General features: G+C 71.9%; 16 protein-coding genes. 12 read left to right on the top strand and 4 right to left on the bottom strand.

The genetic code is table 11. The features are described from left to right. Nucleotides 1–6: 6 nt before the first annotated feature. A complete protein-coding gene (locus ADL15_RS44285) occupies nucleotides 7–666 on the bottom strand; it encodes a response regulator (protein ID WP_067705499.1) in 660 nt (219 codons plus the stop codon). Beyond that, nucleotides 639–1,922: a sensor histidine kinase gene (locus ADL15_RS44280; protein WP_067705497.1), complete on the bottom strand. Its 1,284-nt coding sequence runs from the start codon at nucleotides 1,920–1,922 to the stop codon at nucleotides 639–641. Before ADL15_RS44280 ends, ADL15_RS44285 begins: the two co-directional genes overlap by 28 nt. A 103-nt stretch (nucleotides 1,923–2,025) precedes the next feature. Between ADL15_RS44280 and ADL15_RS44275 the strand changes: the two genes are divergently transcribed. Then, on the top strand, nucleotides 2,026–2,763 hold the full coding sequence (locus ADL15_RS44275; protein ID WP_067705495.1) for an ABC transporter ATP-binding protein: 738 nt from the start codon (nucleotides 2,026–2,028) through the stop codon (nucleotides 2,761–2,763). 2 nt (nucleotides 2,764–2,765) lie between these two features. After that, nucleotides 2,766–5,336, top strand: a complete 2,571-nt coding sequence (locus ADL15_RS44270) for an ABC transporter permease (RefSeq protein WP_232344933.1) — start codon at nucleotides 2,766–2,768, stop codon at nucleotides 5,334–5,336. Here ADL15_RS44270 and ADL15_RS44265 read toward each other — a convergent pair. Further along, entirely contained in the window at nucleotides 5,305–6,621 is a 1,317-nt protein-coding gene (locus ADL15_RS44265; protein ID WP_083972500.1) for an MFS transporter, read from the bottom strand. The genes ADL15_RS44270 and ADL15_RS44265 overlap by 32 nt on opposite strands. A gap of 48 nt (nucleotides 6,622–6,669) precedes the next feature. Here ADL15_RS44265 and ADL15_RS44260 point away from each other — a divergent pair, with 48 nt between their 5' ends. The 6 genes from ADL15_RS44260 to ADL15_RS44235 all read left to right on the top strand — a co-directional run bounded on the left by ADL15_RS44260 (nucleotide 6,670) and on the right by ADL15_RS44235 (nucleotide 10,766). Continuing rightward, the gene (locus ADL15_RS44260) at nucleotides 6,670–7,020 is read left to right on the top strand and encodes a MerR family transcriptional regulator (RefSeq protein ID WP_067705489.1); all 351 of its coding nucleotides are present in this window, start codon (nucleotides 6,670–6,672) and stop codon (nucleotides 7,018–7,020) included. A gap of 70 nt (nucleotides 7,021–7,090) precedes the next feature. After that, complete coding sequence (locus tag ADL15_RS44255) at nucleotides 7,091–8,677, top strand: AAA family ATPase (protein WP_083972499.1); 1,587 nt, start codon at nucleotides 7,091–7,093, stop codon at nucleotides 8,675–8,677. Next, a complete protein-coding gene (locus ADL15_RS44250; protein ID WP_067705485.1) occupies nucleotides 8,674–9,117 on the top strand; it encodes a hypothetical protein in 444 nt (147 codons plus the stop codon). The genes ADL15_RS44255 and ADL15_RS44250 overlap by 4 nt, the downstream gene beginning before the upstream one ends. After that, nucleotides 9,114–9,329: a DUF2997 domain-containing protein gene (locus ADL15_RS44245; RefSeq protein WP_067705483.1), complete on the top strand. Its 216-nt coding sequence runs from the start codon at nucleotides 9,114–9,116 to the stop codon at nucleotides 9,327–9,329. Before ADL15_RS44250 ends, ADL15_RS44245 begins: the two co-directional genes overlap by 4 nt. A 67-nt stretch (nucleotides 9,330–9,396) precedes the next feature. Beyond that, the gene (locus ADL15_RS44240) at nucleotides 9,397–10,146 is read left to right on the top strand and encodes a ComEA family DNA-binding protein (protein ID WP_067705481.1); all 750 of its coding nucleotides are present in this window, start codon (nucleotides 9,397–9,399) and stop codon (nucleotides 10,144–10,146) included. A gap of 5 nt (nucleotides 10,147–10,151) precedes the next feature. Next, nucleotides 10,152–10,766, top strand: a complete 615-nt coding sequence (locus ADL15_RS44235) for a 4Fe-4S single cluster domain-containing protein (RefSeq protein ID WP_067705480.1) — start codon at nucleotides 10,152–10,154, stop codon at nucleotides 10,764–10,766. Nucleotides 10,767–10,845: 79 nt separating this feature from the next. Here ADL15_RS44235 and ADL15_RS44230 read toward each other — a convergent pair whose 3' ends face one another. Continuing rightward, nucleotides 10,846–12,249, bottom strand: coding sequence for an MDR family MFS transporter (locus ADL15_RS44230; RefSeq protein ID WP_067705478.1), 1,404 nt, complete (start codon nucleotides 12,247–12,249; stop codon nucleotides 10,846–10,848). A gap of 54 nt (nucleotides 12,250–12,303) precedes the next feature. Between ADL15_RS44230 and ADL15_RS44225 the strand changes: the two genes are divergently transcribed. The 4 genes from ADL15_RS44225 (at nucleotide 12,304) to ADL15_RS44210 (ending at nucleotide 15,576) form a co-directional block, all read left to right on the top strand. Next, a complete protein-coding gene (locus ADL15_RS44225) occupies nucleotides 12,304–12,906 on the top strand; it encodes a TetR/AcrR family transcriptional regulator (RefSeq protein ID WP_067705476.1) in 603 nt (200 codons plus the stop codon). 252 nt (nucleotides 12,907–13,158) lie between these two features. After that, entirely contained in the window at nucleotides 13,159–14,538 is a 1,380-nt protein-coding gene (locus tag ADL15_RS44220; protein WP_067705566.1) for a S28 family serine protease, read from the top strand. A 49-nt stretch (nucleotides 14,539–14,587) separates the two neighbouring features. After that, entirely contained in the window at nucleotides 14,588–14,920 is a 333-nt protein-coding gene (locus ADL15_RS44215) for a hypothetical protein (RefSeq protein WP_067705474.1), read from the top strand. Nucleotides 14,921–15,078: 158 nt separating this feature from the next. Next, on the top strand, nucleotides 15,079–15,576 hold the full coding sequence (locus ADL15_RS44210; protein WP_067705473.1) for a MarR family winged helix-turn-helix transcriptional regulator: 498 nt from the start codon (nucleotides 15,079–15,081) through the stop codon (nucleotides 15,574–15,576). The last annotated feature ends 95 nt before the right edge of the window (nucleotides 15,577–15,671 follow it).

Genomic DNA, 15,671 nt, shown 5'->3' with positions numbered 1-15,671 from the left:
GCGCGGCTACGAGCGTAGAAAGGTCAGGACGGCGAGCACTCGCCGGTGGGTTTCCTCAGCCTGTGGCAGGCCCAGTTTCTGCAGGACGCTGCGGATGTGCTTGGCCACTGAAGCCTCCGCGATGCTCAGCTCCGCGCCGATGGCCGCATTCGATCGGCCCTCCGCCATCAGGCCCAGCACCTCCCGCTCCCGCGCGGTCAGCGCCTCGAGCGGATCCCTGCGCCGCCGGAGCATCTGCTGGATCACCTCGGGGTCGACGACCGTGCCGCCGTCCACCACCCGACGCAGCGCGTCGATGAACTCGCCGACGTGACCGATCCGGTCCTTCAGCAGGTAGCCGACGTGCGTGCCGTCCCCGACGTTCAGCAGTTCGGTGGCGTAGCGCGTCTCGACGTACTGGCTGAGCACCACGATCGGCAGCCGAGGGCGTAACCGGCGCAACTCCACCGCGGCTTTCAGGCCCTCGTCCTTGAAACCGGGCGGCATCCGCACATCGGTCACCACCACGTCCGGATCGTGCTCGGCGACAGCCGACCGCAGACCGTTGCTGTCGGACACCGCGGCCACCACCTCGTGACCGAAACGGGCCAGCAGCCCGATCAGACCGTCGCGGAGCAGGACGCTGTCCTCGGCGAGAACTACGCGGAATCCGGAATCGCCTGGCACGGAATCTCCACGATCACTCGGGTCGGACCGCCCGGCGGGCTCGACAACGACAGTCTGCCACCGACCACGGAGACCCGATCGGCCAGTCCGATCAGGCCGGTGCCCGCCTCGATGTCGGCACCACCACGACCGTCGTCGGAAATCTCGACGGTCAGCGTCTGTCCGGCATAGTCGCCGGTTATCTCGCCCCGGCCGGCACCGGAGTGCTTGGCCAGATTCGTGAGCGCTTCGGCGACCACGAAATAGACGGCCGATTCGACCGCTGCGGGAAAGCGGTGCGGCACGGAAAAGGCGACTTCCATGCGTACGACGCAGCGGTCGGCCAGATCGCTCACCGCCGCCGCAAGGCCGAAATCGGTCAGCACCGGCGGGTGGATGCCCCCGATCAGCTCCCGCAGCTCCCCCAGCACCAGCCCGGCCTCGTGGTGCGCGCGCGACAGCGGCTCGGCGAGCGGGCCACCCTCGGCGTCGAGCCGGGCCAGGCCGAGCGTCATGGTGAGCGCGACGAGGCGCTGCTGAGCGCCGTCGTGCAGGTCCCGTTCGATCCGGCGGCGCTCCGCCTCGAACGCGTCGACGAGGCGGACGCGGGAGCGGGTCAACTCCACGATCTGCTGATCGGTTCCGGTCGGCGCGAGGATCGTCCGGGCCAGGGCCGCCCGCGCGCCGGCGAGCACGCCCATCCCGTAGGAACAGGCGATCAGGGCGACCAGACCGACGGCTGAGGCGAGGGCCGCTGCGGTCCAGGAGGTCACCGGGTACGCCTTGAGCACATTGACCTGCACGGAGTCACCGAGCGTGGCGAACAGCACCGGCGTGGCGAGCAGCCCGAGCGGTACCGTCACGCCCAGGGTCACCGCGAGCAGGTCGACCGGCCACAGCACCGTCATCAGCAGCGTGACGAACCCGAGTTCCCGCCACGTGCCCGCCTCGGTGTACCGGGTGTGCAGCCAGGAGGCCAAGCCGGTGCCCGGGGGTGTGCGATGGCCGTACACCATGGGGTTTTTGTCGATCAACCGCCGCAACCGGCGCTCGAACCCGGCGGCGGGCAACCCGATCAGGGCGAGCCCGGCGAGCAGGGGTATCCCGGCCACGACCACCGCGAGCAGCCCCCCGGCGACGAACAGCACCACCGCGACCACCAGCGCCACCAGGCCGGCGACGGCGTTCCCGAGCAGGTACGCGGTCGCTCGCAACGGCCACCAGGACACCACGAAACCGGGCCGGGCGAGGGCCTGCCACACGGTGCGTGGATCCACCCGGCCTACCGTAGGCGACCCGGGCGACGGTATACCTGGCACTACCTCGAAGACTCCATCTGGCGATGATGTGCGGCGCTCGCCGGCCCGGCAGGGTTGACCCATGACCCGTGACGCGATTCGGCTGCACCGGGTCGTCCGGACCTTCGGGTCGGGCGACGCGACGGTGACCGCACTGCACGACCTCACCCTGTCCTTCGCCGAGGGCACGTTCACCGCGGTCATGGGGCCGTCCGGGTCCGGCAAGTCGACGCTGTTGCAGTGCGCCGCCGGCCTCGACCGGCCGACCTCCGGCGCGGTCCTGCTGGGCGACACCGACCTGACCACGCTCAGCGAGAACCGGCTGACCCTGCTGCGCCGGCATCGGATCGGCTTCGTCTTCCAGGCGTTCAACCTGCTGCCCACCCTGACCGCCGAGCAGAATGTGGCACTCCCGCTGCGGCTGGCCGGGCACCGTCCGGCCCGCGGCGAGGTCCGCGACGCGCTGGCCCGGGTCGGGCTGGCCGACCGCGCGCGCCACCGGCCCGGCGAGTTGTCCGGTGGCCAGCAGCAGCGGGTCGCGATCGCCCGCGCGCTGATCACCCGGCCCGACGTGCTCTTCGCCGACGAGCCGACCGGCGCGCTCGACTCGACAACCGGCCGCGAGGTGCTGCGGATGCTGCGCGACCTGGTCGACGACCAGGGCCAGACCATCGTGATGGTCACCCACGACCCGGTCGCCGCGGCCCACGCCGACCGGGTGGTCTTCCTGGCCGACGGCCGGTTCCACGGCGTCCTGGACGCGCCGTCGGCCGAGACCGTCGCGGCCCGGATGACCCGGATGGCGGCCACGCCGTGCTGATCATGACGCTGAGCAGCCTGCGGGCCCGGTGGGTGACCCTGGTCGGCACGTTCGTCGCGCTCGGCCTCGGCGTCACCCTGATGACCACGATGGGCCTGTGCCTCGCCTCCACCCTGGACGCTCCGCGGCAGCGTCCCGAGCGGCTGGCCGGCGCCCCGGTCGTGGTCCGCGGCGCCGACGAGCTGCGGGTTCCCTCCCCCACCGGCGAGCGGGTCAAGCCGCTGGCCAGATCGCAGGCCGTGCCGGTTGCGATCGCCGAGCGACTCACGGTGGTCGGCCGCACCGTCGCCGACAGATCCTTTTCGGTACGCATGGAGAGCCCGAGTCCCGGCGCGAACGCAGGCGCACGCCCGAGCGCGGGAGCGAGTCCGAGCGCGGGAGCGAGCCCGAGCGCGGGAGCGAGCCCAGGCACAAGGGTGGTGGCGGGCGCCGGTTTGATCGGGCATCCCTGGTCCGTCGCCGGTTATGGCGGGCATCGGCTCGTCGCGGGGCGGGAGCCACGCTCGGCCGCCGAGATCGCCCTGGTCGCGGACCCGTCCGCGGTCGGCCGGTCGATCGAGGCACGCACCCCGGCCGGCCCCGGCACCTGGACGGTGTCCGGCGTGCTGGCCCCGGTCCCCTACGAGCAGGCGGTGTTCTTCTCCGACGCCACCGCCGCGCGGATCGCCCCGCGGATCGACAACCTGGTCGTGCTGGCCGCGCCCGACACCGTGCGACAGGTCGTGTCGGCCACGCCCGGCCTGCGGGTGCTCACCGGTGACGACCGGCGGCTGGCCGACACCGACCCGGACCGGGACGCCGACGCCCTGGTCGCGATGAACGCGCTGCTCGGCACGGCGGCCGGGGTCACCACGTTCGTGTCGGTGTTCGTGGTCGCCACCACGTTCGCGTTCGCCGTCGCCCAGCGCCGCCGCGAGATCGGCCTGCTGCGCACCGCGGGCGCCACACCCCGGCAGGTCCGCCGGGCGATGGTCGCCGAGGCCGCGGTGGTGGGCGTGCTGGCGTCGGCGGCCGGTTGCGTCGCCGGGGCCCGGGCCGCGCCGTGGCTGGCCCGGGTGCTGGTCGACGGCGGGCTGGCGCCCGGGTGGTTCACGGTCGACGACTACCGGTGGCCCTTTCACGTGGCGTTCTGGACCGGGCTGCTGGTCGCGCTGACCGGGGTGGCCGTGGCGACGGTGCGGGTGGGCCGGATCCGCCCGGTCGAGGCGCTGCGCGAGGCGTCCGTCGACACGAAGACCATGACGGTGCCCCGCTGGGTGTTCGGTTTCGGACTGCTGGCGACCGGGCTGGGTCTGCTGTGCTGGCGGCTGCTGAGCGATCCGGGTGACGCGTTGCACCGCAAGACGTACACCACTCAGCCGATGCTGCTGATCGCCGCGGCCGCCCTGCTGGCGCCGGCCCTGATCGGTGCGCTGACCCGGCTGATCGCCTGGCTGCCGGCCCAGTTGCCGGGCGCCACCGGCATGCTGATGCGGGAGAACGCCAGTGGCGCGATCCGGCGTACCGCGGCCGTCGCGGCGCCGGTCCTGGTGACCGTGGCATTGGCCGGTTCCCTGCTCGGCGCGACGGCGACGATCAGCGGGGCCAAGGCGGCCGAGACGCGTGAGCAGACCACCGCCGACCTGATCGTCCAGGACGACGACCTGGGTCCGCTGCTCGACGACCGGACCGTGGCCGCGGTCCGCGCCGTCCCGGGTGCACGCGTGCTGACCAGCGCCACCACCGCCGTCTACACGCTGGAGGAGGGCACCGCCCTGATCCGCTCGGAGGCACACGCCGTGGACCCGCGCGCGCTGACCGCGGCCCGTCACCTGCCGGTGCTGGCCGGTCGGCTCGGCGACCTCGACGACGACGGCATCGTGGTCAACGAGGAGTGGGCCGAGCACACCGTCGGCGAGCGGGTCGACGTGTGGCTCGGCGACGGCGCCCCGCGTTCGCTGCGCGTCGTGGCGGTGCTGGCCACCGGCACCGGCAGCAACGGCGTCTACCTGACCGCGCACAACGCCGGCGGCGCCGACCTGGACCGGCTCGACGTGTCCTGGCAGCCCGGAGCCGACCGGCAGGCGGGCGAGACCGCGATCCGCGCCCGGCTGGAGCCGGTCGGCCTGCGGGTGCAGACCCGTGATCAGTGGCTTGCGGAGCAGCTGCCCACCGGCAGCCGGCAGACCCGGCTGGGCTTCCTCGTGGTGCTGGGCATCGCGCTGGTCTACACCGGGATCGCGGTGGCCAACACCATGGTGATGGCCACGTCGGACCGGGTCCGGGACTTCGCCGTGCTCCGGCTGGCCGGTGCCACCCGGCGGCAGGTGCTGCTGCTGGTGCTCGCCGAGGCGCTGACCGTCGCGGTGACGGGCGCGGTCCTGGGCCTCGGCGTGACGGTGCTGAACCTGCTCGGCATCGGAGCCGCGCTGGCCGTCCTGTCGGCCCCGGCGGCGATCAGCCTGCCCTGGCCGGCCCTCGGCCTCACCCTGGCGGCCTGCGCGGCGGTCGCGGTCACCGCCGCGCTGGTGACGACAGCGAGCGCGCTGCGCGGTCGAGGACTCACCGGCCGGCTGGCACCTCATGGTCAGTGATCGCACGCCGGTCGCCGGACCAGCGCCGCTCGATCAGGGCGCACAGGAAGCCGGCCACCATCACGATCACCGCCAGGACGACCCAGCCGATCTTCCCGGTGTTGATGCAGAGCGTGATGACGACGGCCGGAGCCACCGCCTCGACGAACCCGTGGCCGAGTCCGATCACCCCCTGGTACTGGCCCTGGGCCTCCGGCCGGGCGAACGCGAAGGACAACTCGAACGTCCCGGCCTCCTGCCAGACCTCGGCCAGCGAGTGCACCAGCACCGCGACCAGCAGCAGCACGACGGTGACCCACACCGACGGCCCGGAGGCGAGCGCCATCAGCACCCAGGCCACCAGGAAGAGCGGGCCGGAGCGGGCCAGCAGCCGCGCCGCCGACCGCGGGCCGTCGATGGACCGCGTCGCCGGGATCTGGGTGACCGCCACGGTGACCGCGGCGACGAAGAGCACCACCGCCGCCATCGAGCGCGGCGCCGCCGTGCGCAGCACGATCCACACCGGAAGCGCCTGGACCAGCACCCAACCCTGCAGACTCGCGATCGACGACGCCGCGGTGAACGCGAGGTAGCGCCGGTCGCGGAGCGCCACCCAGCGCCGCTGATCCGGCGCCGGCCCGCCGCTCGCGGCCCCGTCCGCAGGACCGCCCCTCACGGCCCCGGCGGTCCGGGGCGCGGCGGTCCGGGTCGCTGCGAGGTGTGGCAACCGTGCCAGCACCGCGGCGGCCAGCAGGAAGGTCGCCGCGTCGGTGAGCACCAGGAGCACGTAGGCCGGGCGGCTGTCCACGGCCAGCACCACCGCGGACCCGAGCATGCCCACCGCCAGCCCCACGTTGGTGACCGCCCGCAGGTAGGTCCGCAGCGCCGCACCCTTGCCCGGCTCGGCCAGCACCCCGATCATCGCCCCACGGGCACTCCCCGAGCCGGCCCGGCCGACCGCCGCGACCGCCGCCACCACGATCAGCGTCCACAGGTCGTGCACCAGCAGCAGCCCGACGCTGGCCACCGCTTCGACGAGCATGGACGCGACCACCACGTTCCGGGCGCCGCGCCGGTCGGCCAGGTCGCCGGCGACCACGCCGGCGCCGAACCCGATCAGCGAGCCGACGGTGAGACCGAGCCCCGCGGTGGCCGGGCTCAGCCCCGCCGACCGGATCAGGAAGATGGTGCCCGCGGAGAGGAAGAGCCCCATGCCGACCGTGTTGATCAGAGTGGACAGCGCCATCAGCCGCTGGCGTGGCTCCCGCGGCCCATGGAAGACATTTACCTTTGCGTCGATCGACATAGGTGGAACGCTAAGGTTTGACACCCGTGTCAAGGTCAAGAGTGGATCATGCTGATCAATCAGTTGGCGCACCTCAGCGGGGTGAGCACGCGGGCGCTGCGGCACTACGACCGCCTGGCGCTGCTGTCGTCACGCCGCCTCGACAACGGCTACCGCGACTTCGACGAGTGCGCCGTCGAGGAGGTCCGCCGGATCCGCCTGCTGCTCGACATCGGCCTGAACCTGCAGGCGGTCGCCCAGGTGCTGCCCTGCTTCACCCCGGACGGCGAGCTGACGTCCTGCCCGACGGCCCGCGAGCGCCTCCGCGGCCAGATCCACGAGGTGGACAGCTCGATCGCCCAGCTCCAGCAACTCCGCGGCCTGCTGGCCGGCACCCTGAACAACCTGGTGGACGGCTGACCGGGTGATCCCGCTGCGCGCCGCGCCCGTCATAGGATGGCCGGAACCACGCACCAGCAGGGAGTCCGTCTTGTCAGAGCCGTTTCCGGTGACCTTGGCACAGTTGCTGAAGGCCCGGTTCCCACTGCTCTACATCGAGACGTTCGAGGAACGCCGCGCGCTGCACGAGATCACCGCCATCGCCGGCGACGCCGCACTGGTACGCATGCCCCGGGCGGTCTGGACCTGGTCCTCGACCGGCGGCCTGATCCAGCCCGACGGCAAGCCCCGCGCCGGCGCACAGCGGGCCACCGACGCGCTGCAGGCGGTGCAACGCATCGACGAGCCGGCGGTCTTCGTCTTCCGTGACCTGCACCCACAGCACGTCGACGGGCAGTACCCGCAGAACATGGAGGTCGTCCGGCTGCTGCGCGACGTCGCCGAGACGTTCCGGACCGGGCGCAGCCCACGCTGCCTGGTGCTGCTCTCTCCGGTGCTGCAGATCCCGGCCGAGCTCGCCAAGGACGTCACGCTCGTCGACTACCCGTTGCCCGGCCCGGAGCAGCTGCGCGGGCTGCTGGACGCGATGATCCGGGGCAACACCGCTAGCGGGCGTCTGCGGGTGACACTCGACGAGGCCGGGCGGGAACGCTTCGTCACGGCGGCGGCCGGGCTGACCATGCAGGAGGCCGAGAACGCGTACGCCCGGTCGATGGTCAACGACGCCGAGCTGTCCCTCGACGACCTGCACATCGTGCACGACGAGAAGCGGCAGACCGTACGAAAATCCGGGATCCTGGAATTCATCGCGACGGACACCGTGCTCGATGACGTCGGCGGGCTCGGCCACCTGAAGTCCTGGCTGGTCAAACGCAACGGTTCCTGGCTGGCCGACGCCGCCGAGTGGGGGCTGCCGGCGCCACGCGGCGTGCTGATCACCGGCGTGCCCGGTTGCGGGAAGTCGCTGACCGCCAAAGCGGTGGCGACCGCCTGGGACCTGCCGCTGCTGCGCCTGGACGTGGGCCGGGTCTTCTCCGGGCTTGTCGGTTCCAGTGAGCACAACATGCGCTCGGCGCTGCGCGTCGCGGAGGCGGTCGCGCCGTGCGTGCTCTGGATCGACGAGATCGAGAAGGGGTTCGCCGGTGGGACCGGCGGCGACTCCGGGACCGGGGCCCGGGTCTTCGGCACGTTCCTCACCTGGATGCAGGAGAAACGGCATCCGGTGTTCGTGATCGCGACCGCCAACGACTTCGAGGGACTGCCGCCCGAGCTGCTGCGCAAGGGGCGCTTCGACGAGGCGTTCTTCGTCGACCTGCCGAGCCGGGGCGAACGGGTGGCGATCTGGCGGGTGCACCTGACCCGGGCGCTGCGCCGCCCGCGCGCCGCCGGGGAGTTGCCGGTCGAGTCCGAGCTGCTGGGCGAGCTGGCCGGGTTGACCGAGGGCTATTCCGGGGCGGAGATCGAGCAGGCGGTCACCGCCGGGCTGTTCGACGCGTTCTCCGAACGGCGGCCGCTGCGCCGCGACGATCTGGTGCGGGCGGTGATGAGCATCGTCCCGCTCAGCGTCACCCAGGCCGAGCGGATCGACGCGCTGCGCGGCTGGGCCCGCAACCGCGCGGTGTCGGCGACCGCGACCGACGACTGGGATTTCCGCAACGAGACGGGGAGTCGAAGGTGAGCGTTTCACTGCTTCTGGTGCCGCTGGCCCTGGCCGGCGCGGCAGCCGTGCAGGCGAGAGCGGACCGGCGCCACGACGGCGTGACGGTGGTGCAGGTGAACACCCGGATGCGTGACGTCGGGCTGCTCGCCGACGCGCTGCGCGACACCGGCGCCGTGGTCACCACCACGACGGACGTGCTCACCGGTTCGTGGGGTGAGCAGACCCTGGCGTTCCGGCGCGACGCCGACGGCGTGTGGTCGGCGCACGCCGCCGGGACGACCACGGAACGCGCGGTCGAGCTGGTCACCGCCGTAGACACCGCGTACGGGCGGCGGGTGCAACAGGCCGTGCTGGAACGGATCCGGGATCGCGCCCCGGCGGCCGGGCTCCGGCTGGAGTCCGAGTCGGTGCAGGACGACGCGAGCGTGCGCCTGGTGTTCGAGGTGGAGCAGGCATGAGCAAGCCGCGCATCGTCGTCACGGTGAACGGCGACGGCCAGGTCAGTGCCGAGACCCTGGACATCCTGGGTGAGGACTGCCTGGACTACATTGCCGTACTCGAGGATCTGATCGGCGGGCAGGTGCGGGACAGCTCCTACACCGCCGACTTCACCCGGCAGGCACAGCATGTGCAGGAACGACAGGTGAACCGTGACGTGGACCCCGCCTGACGGGTATCACCCGCCGGTGAAGCCGGCTCAAGGGCCGGCCCGGATCGGGTGGCGGATAGCGCACAGTATGTGGCTGCTGTTCCCGATCCTCAGCTTCGGCTGTCTGTCCGCCGCCGGGTTCCTCTACGTCGGCCTGCGGGCCCGGCGCCCGGCCTGGTGGATCCCCGGCGTGGTCTACACCGTGCTGGGCAACGCCTGTTTCTGGGTCAGCAGCGCGACCACGACCGAGGGCACGTCGAGCAGCACGGCCAACACGGTCAGCGTGGCTCTGCTGGTCTTCCTGATCTGGCCGGCCAGCATCCTGCACGCCGCGATCATCAACGTGTCGTGGCTCAAGTGGCGGGCCGGTTATCAGCCCTGGTACGCCCAGCCGCAGCAGACCGCGTGGGTCGGCCAGCCGATGACGGCCACCCCGCCACCGCTGCCGCCGCAGTTGCAGAACGTGGTGCCGCCACAGCAGCAGTTCTACGCCGCGCCGCAGCCCTACCAGGCGCCTCCGCAGCCTTCCTACACCGCGCCGCAGCCCTACCAGGCGCCTCCGCCGCCTTCCGACGCCGCGCCGCAGCCCCCGGTCGACGTCAACACGGCCACCGAGCAGCAGTTCACCACGCTGCCCGGCATCACCCCGGACCGTGCCGCGCGGATCGTCGAGGTCCGGCGCTCCCGTGGCGGTTTCGTCAGCCCGAACGACTTCGCCGCCGCGGCCGGGCTGGCACCGCACGAGTTCGTCGCCGTCCGCGACCGCCTCGTCTGCAGCCCGCCCGTGCCACCGGACGACCCGGCGCCCGGCCCCTACGGCCGCATCGTCGATGTCTGAGAACGATGCCTGAGAACGATCCCCCGCCGGTCCGCCTGGCCCGGTTCCTCGACCGCACCACCGCCGAGGGGCCGGGGGAACGCACCGCGATCTGGGTGCAGGGCTGCTCGATCCGGTGTCCGGGCTGCTTCAACCCGCACCTGTTCACCATCCGCGGCGGCACCCCGACGCCGGCCGCCGACCTCGTCGCCCGGGTGCTCGCCACCGGCACCGCGGGCCTGACCCTGCTCGGCGGTGAGCCGTTCGACCAGGCGGCGGGTCTGGCCGCGGTCGCCGCCGGGGTGCGGGCCGCGGGCCGCACGGTGATGACGTTCACCGGCTATGAATACGACGACCTGCGCCAGCGTGCCGATCCGGGTGTCACCGCCCTGCTCGCCGAGACCGATCTGCTGGTGGCCGGCCCGTTCCGGCAGGACCTCCTCGATCACGACCGGCCGTGGGTCGGCTCGACCAACCAGGAGTTCCACCACCTCACCGACCGGCTCGTGGTGGAGACCACCCCGGACCGGCTGGAGGTCACCATCTCGCCTTCCGGCGACGTGGCGGTCAACGGCTGGGCCGACACCGAAACCCTCGACGCCCTGCTGGCCGGCCTGCCGGTGCGGCGCGGGCGCCGCTGAGACCGCCGGGTCACGGCTTGTCGGTCAAGGGCTGAGCTCACTCGGCGGCGACGGGATATCCGGTCGCCGTCGTACGAAATCATCGGTTGACCTTAAATGATCTCGGCGAAGCGGTCCGTTGGCGTTCCGCGGTCTCGCGGACCGGGGCCGGTAGCAGGAACGACAGCGCGATGGCCAGCACCGCGAGCGCGCTCGCCACCCAGAAAGCGGCCCGGAACCCGTGCCCCGCCTGCAGGACCACCGCCATCGCCGCGGTGCCGAGCGAGCCGCCGACCTGCTGCGAGATCCGGGTGATCATACTGGCCTGCGGGATCCGGGCGTGGTCGAGGTCGAGGTAGGCGACGGTCATCACCGGGATCAGCACCGCGCCGAGGCCGAGACCGCGAACGAACAGCACGACGGCGAGCCAGATGGTGCTGGTGTGCGGGCCGGCGAAGGCGAACGGGACCGTGCCGAGGGTGACCACCACGAAGCCGGCGGCGGCCACCCAGCGGGCGCCGATCCGGTCGGTGAGCTTGCCCGCCTGGGTACGCAGCACCAGCGACCCGGCACCCTGCGGGATCAGGAACAGCGCCGCGCCGAGCACGCTGAGGCCCCGTTCCTCCTGCAGGAAGAGCGGGAGCAGCAGCATCGCGCCGTAGAGGACCGCGCCGGCGAACCCGAGAACCGTGGTGGAGGCGGCCAGCGGGCGCTCGGCGAGCAGTCGCAGGTCGATCAGGGCCCGGTCGCGGCGGCGCAGCGCATGACCGGTGAACGTGGCGAGCAGGGCGACGCCGGCGAGCAGCGGGACGAGCACGTCGGTGCGGGCGAAGCCGCCGCCGTGTGCCACGTTGGAGAGACCGAGCAGGGTCGCGCCGAGCGCCGGGGCGAGCAGGGCGAGGCCGGTCAGGTCGAGCCGCGGGCGGGTGGTGGTGATCGGATCGGCGGGCAGCATCAGGGCGGCGGCGATCAGCCCGGCCAGGCAGAGCGGGACGTTGACCAGGAACAGCCACGGCCAGGACAGGCTGTGCAGGATGACCCCGCCGAGCACCGGGCCGAGGATCGGGCCGAGCGAGATCGGCAGCCCGATCATGGCGACCACCCGGCCCAGCGACCGGCCGCCGGCCGCCTGCACGACCAGGGACTGCATGAGCGGCATCATCAGCCCGCCGCCGAGGCCCTGCACCACCCGGAAGGCGATCAGGCTGTACGCGTTCCACGCGCACGCGCACAGCACCGACCCGGCCAGGAAGACGGTCAGCGCGACGAGCCACAGCCGTTTGCCGCCGAAGCGCTGCTGCGCCCAGCCGACCACCGGCACCGCGACGGCGAGCGCCAGCAGGTATGCCGTGCTCACCCACTGGATGGTGCCGACCGTGGCGTGCAGATCGGCGGCCAGGTCCCGCAGCGCGATCGCGACGATCGTGCTGTCGAAGATCGGTGCCAGCCCGCCGATGATCAGGGCCCACGCCGTACGGGAGACGGCGGCGTCGGTGGAAGCCATCCCAGCCCTCCTTAGATACACGAGTGCTTCTTAATTTTCCCGTAGGATACACACGTGAGTCTTAACGAGTCGAGAGGCACGCGCCGTCGCGGCGCCGAGCTGGAGGACGCGATCCTCGACGCGGCCTGGGCCCAGCTGGAGGAGGGCGGCTATCCGCGCTTCACCATCGAGGCGGTCGCCGAGCGGGCCGGCACCAGCCGCCCGGTGCTCTATCGGCGCTGGCCCGGCCGCACCGAGCTGCTGCTGGCCACGGTGGCGCACATCGGCGACCGGACCCTGCCGGTCATCCCGGACACCGGCACCCTGCGCGGCGACGTGATCGCCCTGCTGCACGAGGTGAACCGGACCCGCGCCGGGCTGATGGCCCTGGTCAGCGTGCACCTGGGCAGCTACTTCTCGGAGAGCGGCACGTCACCGGCCGAGCTGCGCGAGCACTTCATCCACGGCCGCCCGAGCTCGATGTCACAGATCCTCAGCCGGGCAGCGGCACGCGGCGAGGCACCCGCCGACCTGCCGGAGCGGGTCTGCTCGCTGCCCTTCGATCTGTTCCGCGGCGAGGCCCTGCTCACCCTCCAGCCGATCCCGGAACAGAGCATCCACCAGATCGTCGACGAGATCTTCCTGCCGCTGGTCCAGGCCTACCGACAAAAAACCTGAGACCCATTTTTTGTACGCAGGAAAGCGCGCTCAGCGGGGCTCGGGGTTGACGGGGTGAGCGGGACCAACGGCGGACAATGAAGGGCGTGGGGATCGTCCTGAACGCGCCAGCGGCCAGATCCCCACGCCCGGCCCCCGCGGGAGCGGCGATCTGTACGCAACGCCCACAGGGGACATCAGGCTCTTGATCGTTGTTCTTGATCTTAAGATCACGGGCACCGGCTGATGACGCTTGTCGATATGGTGACCGGCGTGAGACATCGCATCGTGGCCATCCTCGCCTCCGTTCTGGTGGTTCTGACGCCGGCCATCCCGGCGCGCGCCGCCGACGACCCGCTGCTGGATCAGCTGACCGCCATTCCCGGGCTCTCGGTCGTCTCCGACACCGCGGGCACCGGTTACCGGTTCTTCGTGCTGACCTACCGCCAGCCCGCCGACCACCGTCACCCCAAGCAGGGCACCTACGAGCAGCGCCTGACCCTGCTGCACCGCTCGGACACGTCACCCACCGTGCTCTACACCAACGGGTACGGCCTGGCCGCCACCCCGCGCGCCACCCAGACCGAGCCGACCGCGCTGCTGAACGCGAACCAGGTGTCGGTCGAGCACCGCTTCTTCACCCCGTCGCGCCCCGCGGCGGCCGACTGGTCGGACCTGAACATCTGGCAGGAGGCGTCCGACGAGCACCGGATCGTCACCGCGCTCAAGAGTGTCTACTCCGGACGCTGGATCCAGACCGGCGGCAGCAAGGGCGGGATGACCTCGGTCTACCACCGGCGGTTCTACCCCGGTGACGTCGACGGGGTGGTCGCCTACGTGGCGCCGGACGACGTGATCAACCCGGCTGACACGGCGTACGACAAGTTCTTCGACACGGTCGGCACACCGGCCTGCCGGGCCGCGCTCGACGCCGTGCAGGCGGAGGCCCTGCGCCGCCGCGACCGCCTGGTGCCCCGGCTGGAGGCGGACGCCGCCGAGGGTGGCTGGACGTTCAGCCGGACCATCGGCACCGCCGACCGCTCGTTCGAGATGACCGTGCTGGACACGGTGTGGGCGTTCTGGCAGTACAGCTCCGCCGCCGACTGCGCGACAGTGCCGACCGCGGCCACCGCGACCGACGACGACATCTACGGCTGGATCGACACGGTCGCCGGCTGGAGCTTCTACACCGACCAGGCCCTGGAGTACTACTGGCCGTACTACTACCAGGCCGCCAGTCAGCTGGGCTGGCCGAGCCTGCGCTTCGAGCACCTGCGCGGGCTGCGGAACTATCCGGGGCTCTACACCGCGAACTCGTCACTGCCCCCGGAGCTGCGCCGCGCGCACAACCCGCTGCCGATGATCGACGTCGACCTGTGGGTGCGCACCGCCGCGGAGCGGATGCTGTTCATCTACGGCGAGAACGACCCGTGGGGCGCGGAACGTTTCACGCCCAGCAAGCGTGACTCCGCCCTGTATGTAGCCCCGGGCGCCAACCACGGCGCGAACATCGCCAAGCTGAGCCCGTCGAACGCCGCCACGGCCACCGCGACGCTGCGCCGCTGGGCGAACGTGCCGGCCGGCCTCGCCGCCACCGCACCGCTGGACCTGCCGCTCGACGACATGCTCGGCGACCGCCGCCGGATCAACTGACCGCCGCGCCCGCCGGCACCCGCCGGCGGGCGCGCCCTACCATCCGCTGATGCAACAGATCGAGATCACTCACGAGGGCGTCTCGGTCACCAGCCGCTCCGACCCGCTGATGTCCCTTTTCGGTACGGAGATGCGCCCCGGAGTCACCGACGTCGTCAACCTGCCCTGGGCCGAGATCACTCGCATCACGCTCACGAGGTTCGACGTCCCGCCGGGCTACCCGCGATCGACGAGCCTGGAGATCGACGTGGCGTGGGGCGAGTATGTGACCGTCCACGAGGACGCGGAAGGATTCGCGGCCGCGGTGCGGGAGCTGTGCCGCTTGTCCGGCCGCCCGATCACCGAGGACGGGCCGATCTGGCCGGCACCCGACGGCAGCTGACACGCCCCGGCCGGCCCTGAGGGGTGCTGCGGTGGAGCGGGCGACGGGGCGGGGCGGGGCGGTGAGAGTCCGCAACCCCTGATCCGCGGGACACCGGCGCATCGATCCACCGCACACGCCATTGACCGGAAGATTGTAGAAACAACTAGAATGCGGGGGTGGACACCCAAGGGCTCAACCCGGCGCAACTGGCGGCGTGGGTGCGCCTCGCCGCCGTTCTGGAGCTGCTGCCGGCCGCGCTGGACAGCCAGCTGCGCCGGGATGCCGGGCTCACCCACTTCGACTACTACGTGCTCGCGATGCTCTCCGAGGCGCCCGAGCACACCCTGCGGATGACCGCGCTCGCCGAGCAGGTCACCGCCACCCTGGCCCGGCTCTCGCACGTCGTGCAACGGCTGGAGGGCCGCGGCCTGCTGGAACGGTTCCCCTGCCCGGAGGACCGGCGCGCCACGAACGCCCGGCTCACCGAGGCGGGCTGGCAGAAGGTCCTCGAAAGCGCACCGGGTCACGTGACGACCGTGCGCGCCACGGTCATCGACGCGCTGACCGCCGAGCAGGTCACCCAGCTCGGCGAGATCACCGACGCGATCCTGCACCGCCTCGACCCGGACGGGGCCAAGAAGTCGCTCTACCAGCGCTACGACCCGCCGAACTAGATCCAACGCCGTTCAGTTAGGCGGTGTGGGTGGTCGTCAAGGTGTGTCGTAGGCAGGAAACAGCGGAGCTCCTGTATAGAGGGTGGTCACTCTAA

Origin of the sequence: Actinoplanes awajinensis subsp. mycoplanecinus, from assembly GCF_001509495.1 — a bacterium.
In the GTDB taxonomy this organism is placed as follows: Bacteria; Actinomycetota; Actinomycetes; order Mycobacteriales; family Micromonosporaceae; genus Actinoplanes; species Actinoplanes palleronii.
This window is presented reverse-complemented; position numbering and strand designations above follow the sequence as displayed.

Coding starts and splice junctions, on each gene's coding strand:
- ADL15_RS44275 (WP_067705495.1), top strand. CDS start 2,026: ATGACCCGTGACGCGATTCGGCTGCACCGGGTCGTCCGGACCTTCGGG.
- ADL15_RS44270 (WP_232344933.1), top strand. CDS start 2,766: ATGACGCTGAGCAGCCTGCGGGCCCGGTGGGTGACCCTGGTCGGCACG.
- ADL15_RS44265 (WP_083972500.1), bottom strand. CDS start 6,621: ATGTCGATCGACGCAAAGGTAAATGTCTTCCATGGGCCGCGGGAGCCA.
- ADL15_RS44260 (WP_067705489.1), top strand. CDS start 6,670: ATGCTGATCAATCAGTTGGCGCACCTCAGCGGGGTGAGCACGCGGGCG.
- ADL15_RS44245 (WP_067705483.1), top strand. CDS start 9,114: ATGAGCAAGCCGCGCATCGTCGTCACGGTGAACGGCGACGGCCAGGTC.
- ADL15_RS44240 (WP_067705481.1), top strand. CDS start 9,397: ATGTGGCTGCTGTTCCCGATCCTCAGCTTCGGCTGTCTGTCCGCCGCC.
- ADL15_RS44235 (WP_067705480.1), top strand. CDS start 10,152: ATGCCTGAGAACGATCCCCCGCCGGTCCGCCTGGCCCGGTTCCTCGAC.
- ADL15_RS44230 (WP_067705478.1), bottom strand. CDS start 12,249: ATGGCTTCCACCGACGCCGCCGTCTCCCGTACGGCGTGGGCCCTGATC.
- ADL15_RS44215 (WP_067705474.1), top strand. CDS start 14,588: ATGCAACAGATCGAGATCACTCACGAGGGCGTCTCGGTCACCAGCCGC.